Here is a 15,347-nt window from a genome sequence, read left to right as displayed (position 1 = left end):
AAGTGGGTCTATCGTGGGTCGAAAAGTAAACGGTCCAGCTACCTTCATAGCGCAACCAGGTGACTATTTGGTGAATTGTGTCCTGTAGGGCGGTCCGGTCAGAAGGTCCGCGAGGACCTCGCTGACGTACTTCGGCAGCTCCGATACGACCACGGGCCCGAAGGTCGCCGCCCTCGTACCGGCCAGGCCATGCAGCAGGGCTGCGGCCGCCGCAACGGCCGCCCAGGTGTCCGGCTCGGGGACGCCGAGGCGCCCGGTTGCCGAGCCGTCGTCGTCCTCGGCAAGAGTCGCCACAAGAGCCCCAAGGATTCCGGCGAGGGTGTCGCCTGACCCCGCGGTGGCGAGCCACGGCGTCGCTGCCGCCTGGCTGAAGAGCGCACCCGACGGCGAGGCGATCACCGTGACGGAGCCCTTGAGCAGCACTGTGGCACCGGTGAGTTCCGCGGCCCTGCGGGCGTAGTCGGCCGGAGCCGACTCAATATCCCCGCGGGTCACCCGGACCTTGCGGGCTGCCAGGACCGCCTGCAGTTCGCCAGCGTGGGGGGTCAGGATGACCTGGGGTCCCACCCTGCGCGGCAGCAGGGGAAGCGCCCCGGCGTCGACCACCGTGGGCAGGCCAGAGGACATGGCGTCGCGGGCCCGCCGTCGCTGGTCCGCGTCGTCTTCGGCTCCGGGGCCGACCAGCCAGGCCTGGACCCGGGACGACCTGACCGGGCCCTGGGAGCAGACGGCTTCCGGGTGGGTCCGGTTGATCAGGCCGGCGACGGACTCCGGTCCGAGGTACCTCACCATGCCCAGGCCGGTCGCCAGGGCAGCACCGGTGGCCAGCACCGCGGCCCCCGGGTACTTCACGGAGCCTGCGGCGATGCCGAGGACCCCGCGAGTGTATTTGTGGTCGGCGGCGCGGGGGCGCCGGTAGAGTGCCGCAAGGTCGGCCGGCTCCAGCCGGCGGACTGCCGGTTCGGGGAGTGTCGCGTCGAGGCCGATGTCGATGACCGTGACCCGTCCTGCCACCTTGGCTCCGGGACCGGTGAGGAGTCCGGCCTTCAGCGCGCCGAAGGTCACGGTCAGGTCGGCGCCGAGCACCGGTTCGTTGACGGTTCCGGTGGTGGCGTCGAGCCCGCTAGGCAGATCGCAGGCAATCACTGTCCCGGTTGCGGTGGTGGCGAGCTCGCGGACGAGGCTCGCGGCGGGTTCGCGTAATCCGCCTGATCCACCGATACCCAGGATCCCGTCGATGACCAGGTCCGCTTCAGCGCACACCCGCACGAGGCGTGAGAGGGTGTCCTCGCTGAGTCGCTCGATGCGGCCTCCCGCGCGTTCAAACGCGGCCAGCGCGGCGGGGTGGGTGGTCCCCGTGGTGAGCACCGCCGTCGTGCGTACTCCGCGGCCGGCCAGGCGGGCTGCTGCGAAGAGTGCGTCCCCGGCGTTGTTGCCGCTGCCAGCAAGGACCACTGCATTGCGTCCGTAGCAGCCGCCAGTGGAGGAGACCAGCTCGGCGGTGGCTGCAGTGAAGAGGCCGTAGGCTGCTCGCAGCATCAGGGCGTCACTGTGCCCGGCCGTGAGGAGGGGGGCTTCAGCCGAACGGATCGCACTGCCCGAATAGGCACTAAGCATACTTAGGAGTCTATCCCGCCAGACGGAGGTGCCGGTGCAGCTTCGCCAACGGCCCCCTCCCCCACCACCACTGCCGTGGCTACCCCGCCGTCGTGGCTGAGGGAGAGATGCCAGCGGCGGACGCCCTTCAGCGCGGCCGCGGCCGCTACTGTCCCCTTGACCTCGATGGAGGGGCTGCCCGCGGTATCGACGCCGATCCAGCAGTCCTGCCAGTTCATTCCCGCCGGCGCTCCCAGCGCCTTGGCCACCGCTTCCTTGGCAGCGAACCGCGCGGCCAGGGACCGCAGGTTCAGCACCCGCTCAGCGGGCACGAACAACCTGTCCCGGAGGCCCGGAGTGCGCTCCAGCTGGCGGCCGAACCGCTCGATGTCGACGACGTCGACGCCGATACCCACGATCACCGGCGACTACTCAACTGTTACTGACTTGGCCAGGTTGCGGGGCTGATCGACGTCGTACCCCTTTGCGGAGGCCAGCTCGCAGGCAAAAATCTGCAGCGGGACGGTAGTCAGCAGCGGCGCGAGCAGGGTAGGGGTCTGCGGCACGTAGAAGACGTGCTCGGCGTACGCCTCGACCGAGGTGTCCCCCTCCTCGGCGATGACGATGGTTATGGCGCCGCGGGCTCGGATCTCCTGGATGTTGGAGACCACCTTGGCGTGCAGCGAATCCCGGCCATGTGGTGAGGGGACGACGACGACGACGGGCTGGCCGTCCTCGATCAGCGCGATCGGGCCGTGCTTGAGCTCGCCGGCTGCGAACCCTTCGGCGTGGATGTAGGCCAGTTCCTTCAGCTTCAGCGCACCCTCCATCGCGACCGGGAAACCGACGTGGCGGCCCAGGAAGAGCACTGACTTGGCCTCGGACATGTCGCGGGCGAGCTTCTTGACCTTGTCGGCGTTGTCCAGGATGGTCTGGATTTTCGCGGGCATCTCGGCCAGGTCGGCGAGGACCGCCGCGATCTCGTCGCCGAACTTGTTGCCGCGCAGCTGGGCGAGGTACAGGCCCAGCAGGTAGGCGGCGGTGATCTGCGCCAGGAACGCCTTCGTCGAGGCGACAGCGATCTCGGGGCCGGCATGGGTGTAGAGGACGGCGTCGGATTCGCGCGGGATGGTGGAGCCGTTGGTGTTACAGATTGCCACCACCTTGGCACCCTGTTCGCGGGCGTAGCGCACAGCCATCAGGGTGTCCATGGTTTCCCCGGACTGGGAGATGGCGACCACCAGGGTCTTCTCGTTGACGATCGGATCGCGGTACCGGAATTCGTGGGACAGTTCCACCTCGGTGGGGATCCTGCACCAGTGCTCGATGGCGTACTTGGCCACCTGCCCAGCGTAGGCCGACGTGCCGCAGGCGAGGACCACGATCTTGTCGACCGAGCGGAGGATCGACTCGTCGATGCGCAGCTCGTCGAGGATCAGGCGGCCCTGGGCATCGGAGCGCCCGAGCAGGGTCTGGCCGACGGCGTCGGGCTGGTCGTTGATTTCCTTCTCCATGAAGGACGGGTAGCCGCCCTTCTCGGCTGCCGCGGCATCCCAGTCGACGTGGAACTCCTTGCCGACGGCGGGGGCACCGAAGAAGTCGGTGATGATGACCTCGTCAGGGGTGATAGTGACCACCTGGTCCTGGCCGAGCTCGACGGCGCGCCGGGTGAAGTCGATGAAGCCTGACACGTCGGAGCCGAGGAAGTTCTCTCCGTCGCCGAGTCCGACGACGAGCGGCGAGTTGCGCCGGGCGGCGACGACGACGCCGGGGGAATCCTCGTGCACGGCGAGCAGGGTGAAAGCACCCTCCAGGCGCTGGCTGGCCTGACGCATGGCATTGCTCAGCGGGTCAGTATCGCCAGCGAGCGCGAGCTCCCGGTAGATGCTGCCCAGCAGGGCGGCTGCCACTTCGGTGTCGGTCTCCGAGAGGAACGTTTCGCCCTGCTCGAGCAGCGCTGCCTTGAGTTCAGCAAAGTTTTCGATGATGCCGTTGTGGATGACGGCCAGCCGCCCGTTGTCGGCGAGGTGCGGGTGGGCGTTGAGATCGTTCGGCGCCCCGTGGGTGGCCCAACGGGTGTGGCCGATCCCGGTCATCGACGCGGGCAGCGGGCTGGCTTCCAGCTCGGCGATCAGGTTGCTGAGCTTGCCTGCCTTTTTCCGGGAGGCGATGCCGGTAGGGGTCAGCACAGCTACCCCAGCTGAGTCATACCCCCGGTATTCGAGACGCCGTAGCCCCTCCATGACAACGTCCAGCGCGCCATGCGTCGCTGCTGTTCCGTCGGATGACACTGATGACCGGCCTACATAGCCTACGATTCCACACATGGGTTTAAGAGTACCGTCAGCGGCGGGGTAACTCTGCAGCCAGACGCGGGCGGGGCACCCGGGCAAGGAGTAAGTTCGCTTATGGCAGCACCAACAGGCACAATTCCTATGGTGAACGAATCAAACCCCGGGGTGGCCGCGACCAATGGTGCGGAGAGCAATTTCACTCCGTTTGTCGAACTTGACCGGCAGACGTGGGCCCGGCTTTCCAACGAAATCACCTCGCCTTTGGGCCTGGAAGACATCCTGCGTCTGAAGGGGCTGGGCGATGAGCTCAACCTCGACGAGGTGCGGGAGGTCTATCTCCCCCTCTCCCGGCTCCTCTATCTATATGTCGCTGCCGCAGGGGAACTGCACGCCGCGACCACCACCTTCCTGGGCGAGAAACGCACCCGCACCCCGTTTGTGATCGGCGTCGCCGGCTCGGTCGCCGTGGGCAAGTCGACTACCGCCCGCGTGCTCCGGGAGTTGCTGAGCCGCTGGCCGGACACCCCCAATGTGGAGCTGGTGACCACCGACGGGTTCCTGTACCCCAACGCCGAGCTGCAACGCCGGGGGCTGATGCAGCGGAAGGGCTTCCCGGAGTCCTACGACCGTCGGCGCCTGCTGAGGTTCGTCAGCGAGGTCAAGAGCGGCGCCGAGGAAGTGCGGGCCCCGTGGTACTCCCACCTTTCGTATGACATCGTGCCGGACCGGGAGGTGGTGGTCCGGCGGCCGGATGTGCTGATCGTCGAGGGCTTGAACGTGCTGGCCCCCGCCCGCACCCGGGCGGATGGACGGTCCGGCCTCGCGCTCAGCGACTTCTTCGACTTCTCCATCTATGTGGACGCGAAGACCTCCTACATCGAGCAGTGGTACGTGCAGCGGTTCCAGTCGCTGAGGACTGGCGCCTTCGCCAATCCTCAGTCGTACTTCCACCGGTACGCTTCGCTCACCGACGATGAGGCGAAGGAAACCGCCCTCGGGATCTGGAAGCGGATCAACGAACCCAACCTGATGGACAACGTGCTTCCCACCCGTGGGCGGGCACAACTGGTCCTCACCAAGGAAGCCGACCACTCAGTGCGGCGAATGCTGCTGCGGAAGACGTGAGCCGGTCCCGGCGGCAGCCCGTGCGAGGGCTGCTGGCCATCCCCATGATCCTCGCGGCTGTCCTGTCCGGTTGCGGCGCACCGGACCCCGAGTCTTCGACAGCGGCAGCAGTAACTCCCAGCCTGGCCGTCGGGGAGATCCCCGCGCCCGCCCAACGGGCGCCGTCCCCAGCCACCCCCACCGCTACCGATCCGGCGGCCGACCCGTACGCAGATCCCGCCGCCGTGACCGTCGTCGTCAACAAGCGCCGCCCGCTCGACCCGATCGACTACGCGCCCGACGAACTGGTCCTGCCCGATGTCGCTCTCGCCACCGACCGGGCAAATGCCACGCTGCGCCCCGATGCCGCTCAGGCAGTGGAGGAGATGTTCGCTGCGGCAGCCGACGACGACGTCGGACTGACCCTGGTGAGCGGCTACCGCTCCTACACCGTGCAGGTGGATACCTATGACTACTGGGTGAGCCGCAACGGCAGTGCCGAGAACGCGGACAACTACTCGGCCCGCCCCGGCTTCTCGGAACACCAGACCGGACTGGCCTTCGACATTGGGCAGGACGACGGCGCCTGCACCCTCCGATCATGTTTTGCGGAAACAGCCGCAGCGGCCTGGGCAGCGGATAACGCCCACCGGTTTGGCTTCATCCTGCGCTATCCGGAGAACCGCCAGGACACCACCGGGTTCCTCGCCGAGTCGTGGCACTACCGGTTTGTCGGGGTGGAGACCTCGGCCACCATGCGCGACGACGGAGTGCAGACCCTCGAGGAGCACCTCGGGTTGCCCGATGCGCCCGACTACGGCTAGCGAAGCTATCCTTAGCGGATGCTCAACGGATTCAAGACATTCATCATGAAGGGAAACGTCGTCGATTTGGCCGTCGCCGTCGTTCTCGGCTCTGCCTTCGGCGCTGTGGTCACCGCGCTCGTCGATTCAGTTCTCATGCCGCTGATTTCTGCCCTGGTGGGATCCCCAAACTTTGACGACTTCGCGAAAGTCACGATCAACGGCAACGACATTCTGTTCGGGGTCCTCTTGACGGCACTCGTCAACTTCCTTCTCGTAGCGGCTGCCGTCTACTTCGTGATCGTGCTGCCGATGAACAAGATGATCGAACGCCGCAACCGAAGCCTGGGCATTGTGGAGGAAGAGCCTGCAGCGGATCCGCAGATCGCCCTGTTGACGGAGATCCGGGACAGCCTGGCGTCCCGCCCCTAAGGGGCGGGACATGCGCCCACACCGCGGCTTCGCGGTCATGGTGCTGGATGGTCAGGCGGAGGCGAGAGCCAGCCGGAGCGACACTGTCTCAGCGAGGCGGTCGGCGGTCAACTGGGCGGTCGCCATGTCGGCGGCCTCCACCATGACCCGCACCACCGGCTCGGTGCCGGAGGGCCGCAGGAGCACCCTGCCGGTCTCCCCCAGCGCGTCCTGCGCTTCGAGGACTGCCTGCTGGACATGCTCGTTGGTGGTCACGGCGGCCTTGTCGACGCCCTTGACGTTGATCAGCACCTGAGGGAGCTTGTTCATGATCTGGGACAGCTCCTTGAGCGTCCGTCCAGTGCGCGCCACCTGGGCCGCCAGTTGCAGGCCGGTCAGGACGCCGTCCCCGGTGGTGGCGTACTCGGCGAAAATGACGTGACCCGACTGCTCGCCGCCGAGGCTGTAGCCGCCGTCGCGCATTCCCTCAAGCACGTATCGGTCGCCCACACCCGTCTCACGCAGGCTGATGCCCGCCTCGCGGAGAGCAAGCTTCAACCCCAGGTTGCTCATCACCGTGGCGACCAGGGTGCTGTCCTTCAGGGTGCCGGCAGCGTTCATCGCCACGGCCATGATCGCCATGATCTGGTCGCCGTCGACGATGTTTCCCTCGTGGTCGACGGCGAGGCACCGGTCGGCGTCGCCGTCGTGGGCGATCCCCAGGTCAGCGCCGTGCTCGATCACAGCGGCCTGGAGGGGTCCGAGGTGGGTGGACCCGTACCCGTCGTTAATGTTGATCCCGTCGGGGTCAGCTCCGATGACGACGATCTCGGCGCCCGCGTCGGCGAAAACCTGGGGCGAGCAGCCGCTGGCGGCGCCGTGGGCGCAGTCCAGCACAACCTTGACTCCCTCCAGCCGATTGGGGAGGGTCTGGAGAAGGTGGACCACGTAGCGGTCCTCGGCGTCAGCGAAGCGTTGGATCCGGCCGACATCTCCGCCGGTGGGCCGGAGGGCTGGACGGGTCAGTTCCAGCTCGATGGCGTCCTCGATGGTGTCATCGAGCTTCTTGCCCCCGCGTGCCAGGAACTTGATGCCGTTGTCGGGCGCAGCATTATGGGACGCGGAGATCATGACCCCGAAGTCAGCGTCCAGGTCAGCCACCAGGAAGGCGGCGGCGGGCGTGGGCAGGATTCCGGCGTCGAACACGTCAACGCCTGCCCCGGCAAGCCCGGCCTCGACGGCTGCGGCGATGAAGTCACCGCTGATACGCGGGTCTCGGGCGATCACGGCGGTGGGGCGTCTGCCGTTGGTAAAGCGATGACCGAGTACCACTGCCGCCGCCTGGGCCAGCTGCATTGCCAGCTCCGGCGTGATCAGTTCGTTTGCCAGTCCGCGGACCCCATCGGTCCCAAATAATCTACTCATCGATGTACATCCTAATTCAGGGGGGAATCGATCCCGATCTTAAACACCCAACGCCCGTCCGGGACCCGGACGGGCGTTGGGAAGCACACAGAACCGGACACCCTTGAAGAAGCGGGCCGGTCCACGCGGTGCTCTAGCGCTTGGAGTACTGAGGTGCCTTGCGAGCCTTCTTCAGACCAGCCTTCTTACGCTCGATCACTCGTGCGTCGCGGGTCAGGAAGCCGGCCTTCTTGAGGATGGCGCGGTTGTTCTCGCGGTCGATCTCGTTCAGGGCACGGGCGACGCCGAGGCGAAGCGCGCCGGCCTGACCGGAGGGGCCACCACCGTGGATGCGGGCGATGACATCGTAGGAGCCGAGGAGTTCAAGGATCTTGAACGGATCGTTGACTTCCTGCTGGTGCAGCTTGTTGGGGAAGTAATCGGCCAGTTCGCGGCCGTTCACGATCCACTTGCCGGTGCCGGGAACGAGCCGGACCCGTGCAACTGCTTCCTTCCGACGGCCAACGGCTCCGCCGCCGACAGTCAGGGCGGGACGTTCCTTGGCGGTTGCCTCGGTGGTCTCGCCGGTTTCTGAGGTGTAGCTCGTGAGCTCCTCAGTTGGTTCATTCAGCTCTTCAGTGTTCTGAGCCACGGTTCTCCTTGAATTAATTTCTTAGTGTGTGGTGGCCAGGACTACTGGGCGACCTGGGTAATTTCGAAGGTCTTAGGCTGCTGGGCAGCGTGAGGGTGCTCGGCACCGCGGTAGACCTTCAGTTTCCCGATCTGCTGGGCAGCCAGGGAAGTCTTGGGAAGCATGCCTCGGATGGCCTTCTCCACAGCGCGGACTGGATTCTGTTCCAGCAGCTCTGCGTAGTTGACCGACGAGAGGCCACCCGGGAAACCGGAGTGGCGGTATGCACGCTTCTGCTCGAGCTTGGCGCCGGTGAGGGCTACCTTCTCGGCGTTGATGATGATGACGAAATCGCCCATATCCATATGGGGTGCAAAGGTCGGCTTGTGCTTTCCGCGCAGCAGTGTTGCGGTCTGGCTGGCAAGTCGGCCTAGGACAACGTCGGTGGCGTCAATGACGTGCCACTGGCGGTTGATGTCGCCTGGCTTCGGGGTGTACGTACGCACGGTTTTTGCCTTCGTTTCTTGTTCGGTGACGCCTCCACGCCGGGAATATTATTTCCCACGCGAAAGCTCAGCTTATGCATGCGCTACCGGAACTTCAGGTGAGGGCTGAAAGCCAGTGATCCCGGTTATCTCGGCCATCCCCGCAGGCCAGGTGACTCTGCAACCGAGTCGCCACGCGGGCATGGACGTATCGAGGAGGGATACGCACAACGACTACCAAGATTAGCGCGAAGCTATGCCCCAGTCAAAAGCCGGGCGGCGACGACCGCTCGCGGTGGACAGCCGACGTACTGGCATGGCTCCATCGGAGCCATGCCACATGAAGACAGGGGTAACGCGCGGACCCTGAGCCCGATCCGCGCCCGGACCGCCTGGATGGGTTGAAATAGCACGGGATATCCGAAGGATTAACGCACCTTGGGCACTTAGCCGCAGTGTTTGGTCAGGTTAGGAATCACACCAGTTTTAACCGGATTCCTGATGCTACTTTCTACTCAGCGGCGGAACGGATCCGTCGCTCCCGTTCAGTCAATTCCCCCAGGAGCATCCCATGGTTTCTCTTTTTGCCACCCTCCACGTCCTCGGCATCAAAGCCACCGAGCGACTTCGTCGTGAAGAAAGCGGCGCGACCGCCGTTGAGTACGGCCTACTCGTCGGACTGCTGGCAGTTGTCATCACCGGTCTGATGCTGGTCTTCGGACCCCAGCTCCAGGCCGTCTTCACCAACATCCTTCCCGCTGTACCAGCTGCACCCGCTAGCTAAATACCTGTCGGAAGACAATTGGTTCTCCCGGCCCGCCGGGGAGGCCGCGGATAGATCGAAGCAGCGGCGCACGGCACCGCTGCTTCGATCTGATTAACGACAAAACTATGTTCAAGGAAAGAACTCCCCATGAGACGATTTCGATCGGAATCTGGAGCCGCCGCGGTCGAATTCGCTCTTGTAGTGCCAATTCTGCTCCTCGTCCTGTTTGGAATTGTCGAATTCGGTCGTATCTATAATGCACAGCTTCAGGTCACGTCCGCTGCCCGCGAAGCGGTACGGGTGATGGCCATCCAGAAAGACGTCGGTGTGGCAAAGGCAGCGGCTGTTCTCTCCGCACCTGGCCTCCAGCCCGCTTTGTCATCAACCCAGGTCACTGTCACACCCTGTGTAAGTGCTACCGAAACCACAGTCACGGTGACCTATTCGGTCGATCTACTATCAGGATTGTTTGCCGATGCCGTAACCGTTACCGGAAAAGGCGTGATGAGATGCGGCGGCTGATGAAGAACGAGGACGGCGCCGTGGCTGTGATGGCGTCATTGCTGATGGTGCTGGTGCTGGGGATGACCGCCCTGGTGATCGATGTTGGAATAGTTTTCGCCGAACGTGCCCAACTGCAGAACGGAGCCGACGCTGCTGCCCTGGCGATTGCCCAGGAGTGCGCCTATCAGGATTCGTGCGACCCGGGGGCGGCATCCTTGGCCGCGGCGGATCTTGCCAGCGCCAACGCCAACGACGGTCGAGCGAGTGCAGTCGTCGACTTGTCTGTCAGCAACACGGTCACCGTCACCACCAACACCCTTACTACGGATGGTGATTCAGCCGTCCAGTTTTGGTTTGCACCGGTGCTGGGCATCGAGTCGTCGGCGGTGCAGGCCCGAGCTCGAGCGTCCTGGGGTAGTCCCTCCAAAGCGACAGTGTTCCCTTTCACCGCGCCGAAGTGTCTCTTCGACCAGACTCCGACAGACGAGGAGATCTGGATCACCGTGACCTCCAACTGCACAGGTACCGACGGAAAATCCCTTCCCGGCGCTTTCGGCTGGCTCGATACGCTCGACAAGAAAAGCTGCACCGCCACCGTCGACGTGGACGAGATCATTGCCGGGGACCCGGGCAAGAGCGGACCCCAGAACTGCGACATCGATGGGAAAACAATCATGTTGCCTGTCTACGTCGCCAAGTCAGGCAACGGTAACAACGTCAACTACGTTATTGATGGCTTCGCTGCCTTCTACACCACCAAGCACAGCTGGCCCGGCGAATCCATCAAGGAAGCCGGCTGCAACAACTGTGCAGGAATCAAGGGAAAGTTCATCACCCTGGTCTCTCTCGAAGACCTTGAGTCCTTCGGTGTGGAAGAGCTCGGCGGCGACGAGCTAAACGCCTTCTTTGTCACGCTGAGTCAGTAAGGGATATCCCAGTGAAAAGCCGAATCATCGGTGCGATTGCCGCCGTCCTCCTGGCAGTCCTCGGCACCGTGCTCCTGGTCCAGTACGTCAGCGCCTCCGAGCAGCGGGCTCTTGCCGGCACCGAAACCCGCACTGTTCTGGTAGTCCGGAACGGAGTCTCAATTCCCGAGGGGACCGCTGCTGAGGGACTCACCGATCTGGTGAGCGAGGAGGCAGTGCCCGCCAAGGTAGTGCCGGCCGACGCCATCGCGAGCCTTGACCAGGTTGCTGGCCTGGTTACCAGTGTGGAGCTGGTGTCCGGCGAACAGGTGCTGAGCTCCCGGTTCGTCGATCCGGTAGAGCTCATTGAGGACTCAGTGGTCGAGGTGCCCGAGGGGATGCAGGAAGTCACGATCCTCCTTGAACCGCAACGGGCCGTTGGCGGCCAAATACTGCCGGGTGACACTGTTGGTGTGTTTATCTCCCTAGCTGTTGGGGAAGATGTTCTAGAAGCAACGACACATCTCACCATGCATAAAGTTCTCGTCACGAGTGTCCAAGGCTTAGCGATTACTGCGGAAGAAGGGTCAAATTCGCCATCCTCGACTCCCATTCCGGCGGGTAGCGTTCTGGTGACAGTCGCACGCCCGGCTCCGGATGCGGAAAAGATCGTCTTCGCTCAAGAATTCGGGACAATCTGGCTTTCGAAAGAACCAGCCACAGCAACCGAAGACGGCACGCGGCAGATCACCGCAGATGAGATCTACGAATGAGCCGCTACGCGATAGTCACCACAGCCCCTGACTTTCTTCAGCGCCTCACAGAGGCTGCGTCCGGGGTACTTGAAGGAGAAATCCACTCCTGGCTGGGCTCAGCTTTTCCGACGGGCGCGCAGGAGCTGGTTGCCCAGCTTCCGGATCCGCGCCTTCTTGACGTGCTCATCCTCGGTCCAGGGGTTCCCCTCGACGATGCACTGCAACTCGCTGACGAGTTTGAGGTGCAGTTTCCTGAGGTCAGCGTCCTCCTCACCACTACCCCCACCCCCAGCGTGGTGCTCAGCGCCATGCGCGCCGGGATCCGGGACGTTGTTGAGCCGGACGCCGATGTCGCCGGGCTGAGTGTGCTCCTGCATCGGGCGACCCGCAGTGCAGCGATCCGCCGGCGCTCGGCCAGCCTGTCCTCCGGCGATACTGCCGGGTCCGCCAACGGCCGGGTGATCGCCGTGGTCTCGCCCAAGGGCGGAGCGGGAAAGACCACTGTGGCGAGCAACCTGGCCGTAGGCCTTGCCGCCGCGGCCCCCCACGCCACGGTGCTGGTCGATCTCGACCTGCAGTTCGGGGACGTAGCAAGCGCGTTGACGATTGCACCGGATCACTCGGTGACCGATGCGGTCCATGGTCCAGCCCGCCGCGACACTATGGTGTTGAAGTCCTTCCTCAGCGCCCATCCGACGGGGCTCTTCGCCCTGTGCGCACCCGACCTTCCCGATGCTGTGGATCAGGTCACCGGTGAGGACGTTTCACATCTCCTTGACCAGCTGGCCAGCCAGTACCGCTACGTGGTGGTGGACACCTCCCCCGGGTTGTCCGAGCACACCCTCGCCGCACTGGACAAGGCAACCGACTACGTCTTCGTCAGCGGTATGGATGTCCCCAGCGTGAGGGGGCTTCGCAAGGAACTCGATGTGCTCAGGGAACTGGCGCTCATTCCGATCACCCGTCACATAGTGCTCAACAATGCTGATCAGCGGGACGGGCTGACGATCGCCGACGTCGAGAAGGCACTCAACGTGAAGGTCGACATCGTGATCCCTTCATCGCGGGCCGTGCGGCTCTCCACCAACCAGGGCGCTCCGTTGCTGGAAAACAAGCGCCGGGATCCGGCGAGCAAGGCCCTACGGAAGCTGTTGCTGCGCTTCGCACCACCGGTTGCCGTCACGAAGTCCAAGGGGCACGGACGTCACCGGGGAGGAAAGAAGTGAATCTCGCCGAGCGGCTGGAAGCCGCACGCCGATCCTCGGGGACAATTTCCGCTCAACCAGCAGCACCGGAAGGGTCAGACCCGACCCCAGCCCCTCGGCAGCAGCCACAGTCCTTTCAGCCACGCATCAAGGAGGCGCAATCGGCCCGCCCGGCCAAGCCCGCGGCCGCAGCCCCACCGCCAGCGCGGGATGCCCTCGCCAAACTGAAGGACAGGGCCGGTACCATCTTGTTCGAGCGGCTGGGGAACCGACTACTCGACTCAGCTCTGACCGAGGATCAGCTCCATGCCCTGGTTCAGGAAGAACTCACCCAGGTAGTCGAGGAAGAGGAGGTGCCGCTCTCCAAGGAGGAACGCCAACGGCTGATCCGTGGTGTGAGCGATGATGTGCTGGGCTACGGGCCCTTGCAGCACCTGCTCGACGACGAAAGCGTCACCGAGATCATGGTGAACGGCCCCAACATGATCTACGTCGAGCAGCACGGCAAACTGACCCGCAGCGGGGTCAGGTTTGCGTCGGAGGAACACCTGCGCAAGGTGATCGAACGCATCGTGTCCAGAGTGGGCCGACGGATCGACGAGTCATCCCCTCTGGTGGATGCCCGGCTGGCCGACGGCTCCCGCGTGAACGCCGTGATCCCTCCCCTGGCGGTCAACGGTTCGTCCCTGACCATCAGGAAGTTCGCGACTGACCCGTTTCAGGTCCACGACCTGATTGGCTTTGGCACCCTTTCCCCGGATATGGCTGAGCTGCTGGATGCCTGCGTCAAGGCACGGCTGAACATCATCGTGTCCGGCGGTACCGGCACCGGGAAGACCACCCTCCTCAACGTCCTCTCCTCTTTCATCCCGGAGGGCGAGAGGATCGTCACCATCGAGGACGCAGTGGAACTGCAACTCCAGCAGGACCACGTGGTCCGGCTGGAAAGCAGGCCCAGCAACATCGAGGGTAAGGGAGAGATCACCATCCGGGACCTGGTCCGCAACTCCCTCCGTATGCGTCCCGACCGCATCGTGGTGGGCGAGGTCCGCGGTGGCGAGACACTTGACATGCTGCAGGCCATGAACACCGGCCACGACGGATCCCTCTCCACCGTCCACTCCAATTCGCCCCGCGACGCAATTGCCCGCCTGGAAACTCTCGTCCTGATGGCCGGGATGGACCTGCCACTCCGCGCGGTCCGCGAGCAGCTGGCCGCTGCAGTGGACGTCATTGTGCAGCTCACGCGGCTTCGTGACGGTACCCGTCGGGTCACCCATGTGACCGAGGTCCAGGGTATGGAGGGGGAAATCGTGACCCTTCAGGATGCCTTCGTCTTCGACTACAGCGCGGGTGTCGACTCCAACGGCCGTTTCCTCGGGGTTCCGGTGCCAACCGGAGTCCGCCCGAAGTTCACTGACCGGTTCCGCGACCTCGGTATAGAGCTCTCTCCCAGCGTTTTCGGTTCCCCCATCAACGGCAGGACTGAGCGATGATTCCTGAACCGTCGGGAATGCAGCTCCTACTGGGAATTGTCGCCTGTTTCGCAGCCCTGGGCGCGGCAATCTTCCTCGTGCTCATTCCCCGTCCTCAACGCAACTCGCTAAACCGCACCAGAACGGCTGACACGTCATCACCAATCCAGCTGACCCAATTGGCGAGCCTGACCACCGGCATGGTCGACGGTCTGCTCAAGCGGCGCAACCTGATGGGAGGGATAGCAGCCAAAATCGAGGGAGCAGGACTAAAGATCCGGCCAGCAGATTTCGTTGTGCTGACCGGCAGCGGCACGGTACTCGCAGCCTGCGTAGGTTTGATCCTTGCCGGGCCGTTCTTCGCCATCCTCCTTGCTATTGCTGCACCCGTCCTCGTCAAGGTTGGCCTTGGGGTGCTGACGTCCCGCCGTCAGAAGCAGTTCGCTGAGCAACTGGATGACACCCTGCAATTACTGGCAGGCGGCCTGCGGGCCGGACACAGCCTCTTGCGCGCGATTGATGCAGTATCCGCCGATTCAGAGGCTCCAACCACTGAGGAGTTCACCCGGATCATCAACGAGACCCGACTCGGACGAGATCTCGGCGATGCCCTCGATGACGCTGCAGACCGGATGCAGTCCGAAGACTTCTCCTGGGTGGCACAGGCTATCGCCATCCACCGCGAAGTGGGAGGGAACCTCGCGACGGTCCTCGATCAGGTGGGTCAGACCATTCGGGAGCGTAACCAGATTCGTCGTCAGGTGGATACGCTCAGCGCAGAGGGCAAGTTGAGCGCCTACATCCTGATGGCGCTGCCGTTCGCCATGGGTGCAATCCTGATAGTCGTTAGTCCCGGGTACATGGATCCGATGTTCCAGCATCCCATCGGCTACGTCATCATGGGGGTCTCCGTAATCCTGCTCCTGGTGGGTGGAGTGTGGATGAAGAAGGTGGTCTCGTTCAAGTTTTAACGCACTGTCACTCGGGCTGGCGCCTGGAAGGAGGATCA

16 protein-coding genes are annotated in these 15,347 nt (G+C 64.1%); 10 read left to right on the top strand and 6 right to left on the bottom strand.

The window, feature by feature from the left end:
- Positions 1-63: 63 nt before the first annotated feature.
- From HMI57_RS00430 to glmS, 3 genes are read right to left on the bottom strand one after another with little or no spacing between them, the layout of a single operon-like run.
- Positions 64-1,617, bottom strand: a complete 1,554-nt coding sequence (locus HMI57_RS00430; protein ID WP_171583939.1) for an NAD(P)H-hydrate epimerase — start codon at positions 1,615-1,617, stop codon at positions 64-66.
- Between the two features lie 2 nt (positions 1,618-1,619).
- Positions 1,620-2,018, bottom strand: a complete 399-nt coding sequence (locus HMI57_RS00425) for a holo-ACP synthase (RefSeq protein WP_171583938.1) — start codon at positions 2,016-2,018, stop codon at positions 1,620-1,622.
- Positions 2,019-2,024: 6 nt separating this feature from the next.
- Positions 2,025-3,923, bottom strand: coding sequence for a glutamine--fructose-6-phosphate transaminase (isomerizing) (gene glmS / locus HMI57_RS00420; RefSeq protein WP_171583937.1), 1,899 nt, complete (start codon positions 3,921-3,923; stop codon positions 2,025-2,027).
- A gap of 108 nt (positions 3,924-4,031) precedes the next feature.
- On the opposite strand from glmS, the gene coaA reads away from it, so the two are divergent.
- The 3 genes from coaA to mscL are packed head-to-tail and all read left to right on the top strand — an operon-like array spanning position 4,032 to position 6,229.
- Positions 4,032-5,015 carry a type I pantothenate kinase gene (gene coaA / locus HMI57_RS00415; RefSeq protein ID WP_171583936.1) on the top strand — a complete coding sequence of 328 codons (984 nt, stop codon included), beginning with the start codon at positions 4,032-4,034 and terminating at the stop codon, positions 5,013-5,015.
- Positions 5,012-5,818 carry a M15 family metallopeptidase gene (locus HMI57_RS00410; RefSeq protein ID WP_346655103.1) on the top strand — a complete coding sequence of 269 codons (807 nt, stop codon included), beginning with the start codon at positions 5,012-5,014 and terminating at the stop codon, positions 5,816-5,818. The genes coaA and HMI57_RS00410 overlap by 4 nt, the downstream gene beginning before the upstream one ends.
- An 18-nt stretch (positions 5,819-5,836) precedes the next feature.
- Entirely contained in the window at positions 5,837-6,229 is a 393-nt protein-coding gene (mscL, locus tag HMI57_RS00405; protein WP_171583935.1) for a large conductance mechanosensitive channel protein MscL, read from the top strand.
- Positions 6,230-6,280: 51 nt separating this feature from the next.
- On the opposite strand, the gene glmM is transcribed toward mscL, so the two are convergent.
- The 3 genes from glmM to rplM all read right to left on the bottom strand — a co-directional run bounded on the left by glmM (position 6,281) and on the right by rplM (position 8,749).
- Complete coding sequence (glmM, locus tag HMI57_RS00400) at positions 6,281-7,633, bottom strand: phosphoglucosamine mutase (RefSeq protein ID WP_171583934.1); 1,353 nt, start codon at positions 7,631-7,633, stop codon at positions 6,281-6,283.
- A gap of 133 nt (positions 7,634-7,766) precedes the next feature.
- Positions 7,767-8,264 (bottom strand): 30S ribosomal protein S9, encoded by a 498-nt coding sequence (gene rpsI, locus HMI57_RS00395; RefSeq protein WP_171583933.1) that lies wholly within the window; start codon positions 8,262-8,264, stop codon positions 7,767-7,769.
- 41 nt (positions 8,265-8,305) lie between these two features.
- A complete protein-coding gene (gene rplM / locus HMI57_RS00390) occupies positions 8,306-8,749 on the bottom strand; it encodes a 50S ribosomal protein L13 (protein ID WP_019481538.1) in 444 nt (147 codons plus the stop codon).
- A 550-nt stretch (positions 8,750-9,299) separates the two neighbouring features.
- Here rplM and HMI57_RS00385 point away from each other — a divergent pair.
- The 7 genes from HMI57_RS00385 (at position 9,300) to HMI57_RS00355 (ending at position 15,309) form a co-directional block, all read left to right on the top strand.
- Complete coding sequence (locus HMI57_RS00385; protein WP_171583932.1) at positions 9,300-9,512, top strand: Flp family type IVb pilin; 213 nt, start codon at positions 9,300-9,302, stop codon at positions 9,510-9,512.
- A gap of 129 nt (positions 9,513-9,641) precedes the next feature.
- A complete protein-coding gene (locus HMI57_RS00380) occupies positions 9,642-10,016 on the top strand; it encodes a TadE/TadG family type IV pilus assembly protein (RefSeq protein WP_171583931.1) in 375 nt (124 codons plus the stop codon).
- Complete coding sequence (locus HMI57_RS00375) at positions 10,004-10,924, top strand: pilus assembly protein TadG-related protein (protein WP_171583930.1); 921 nt, start codon at positions 10,004-10,006, stop codon at positions 10,922-10,924. The genes HMI57_RS00380 and HMI57_RS00375 overlap by 13 nt, the downstream gene beginning before the upstream one ends.
- Positions 10,925-10,935: 11 nt before the next feature.
- Entirely contained in the window at positions 10,936-11,676 is a 741-nt protein-coding gene (locus tag HMI57_RS00370) for an RcpC/CpaB family pilus assembly protein (protein ID WP_171583929.1), read from the top strand.
- Positions 11,673-12,884, top strand: coding sequence for an AAA family ATPase (locus tag HMI57_RS00365; protein WP_171583928.1), 1,212 nt, complete (start codon positions 11,673-11,675; stop codon positions 12,882-12,884). Before HMI57_RS00370 ends, HMI57_RS00365 begins: the two co-directional genes overlap by 4 nt.
- Positions 12,881-14,359 (top strand): ATPase, T2SS/T4P/T4SS family, encoded by a 1,479-nt coding sequence (locus HMI57_RS00360; RefSeq protein WP_171583927.1) that lies wholly within the window; start codon positions 12,881-12,883, stop codon positions 14,357-14,359. The genes HMI57_RS00365 and HMI57_RS00360 overlap by 4 nt, the downstream gene beginning before the upstream one ends.
- Positions 14,356-15,309, top strand: coding sequence for a type II secretion system F family protein (locus tag HMI57_RS00355; protein ID WP_228720870.1), 954 nt, complete (start codon positions 14,356-14,358; stop codon positions 15,307-15,309). Before HMI57_RS00360 ends, HMI57_RS00355 begins: the two co-directional genes overlap by 4 nt.
- Positions 15,310-15,347: the final 38 nt, after the last annotated feature.

It is taken from the genome of Arthrobacter sp. 260 (genome assembly GCF_013116745.1).
GTDB lineage: Bacteria > Actinomycetota > Actinomycetes > Actinomycetales > Micrococcaceae > Arthrobacter_D.
The sequence above is the reverse complement of the archived record's forward strand: the minus strand, read 5'-3'. Positions and strand labels throughout refer to the sequence as shown.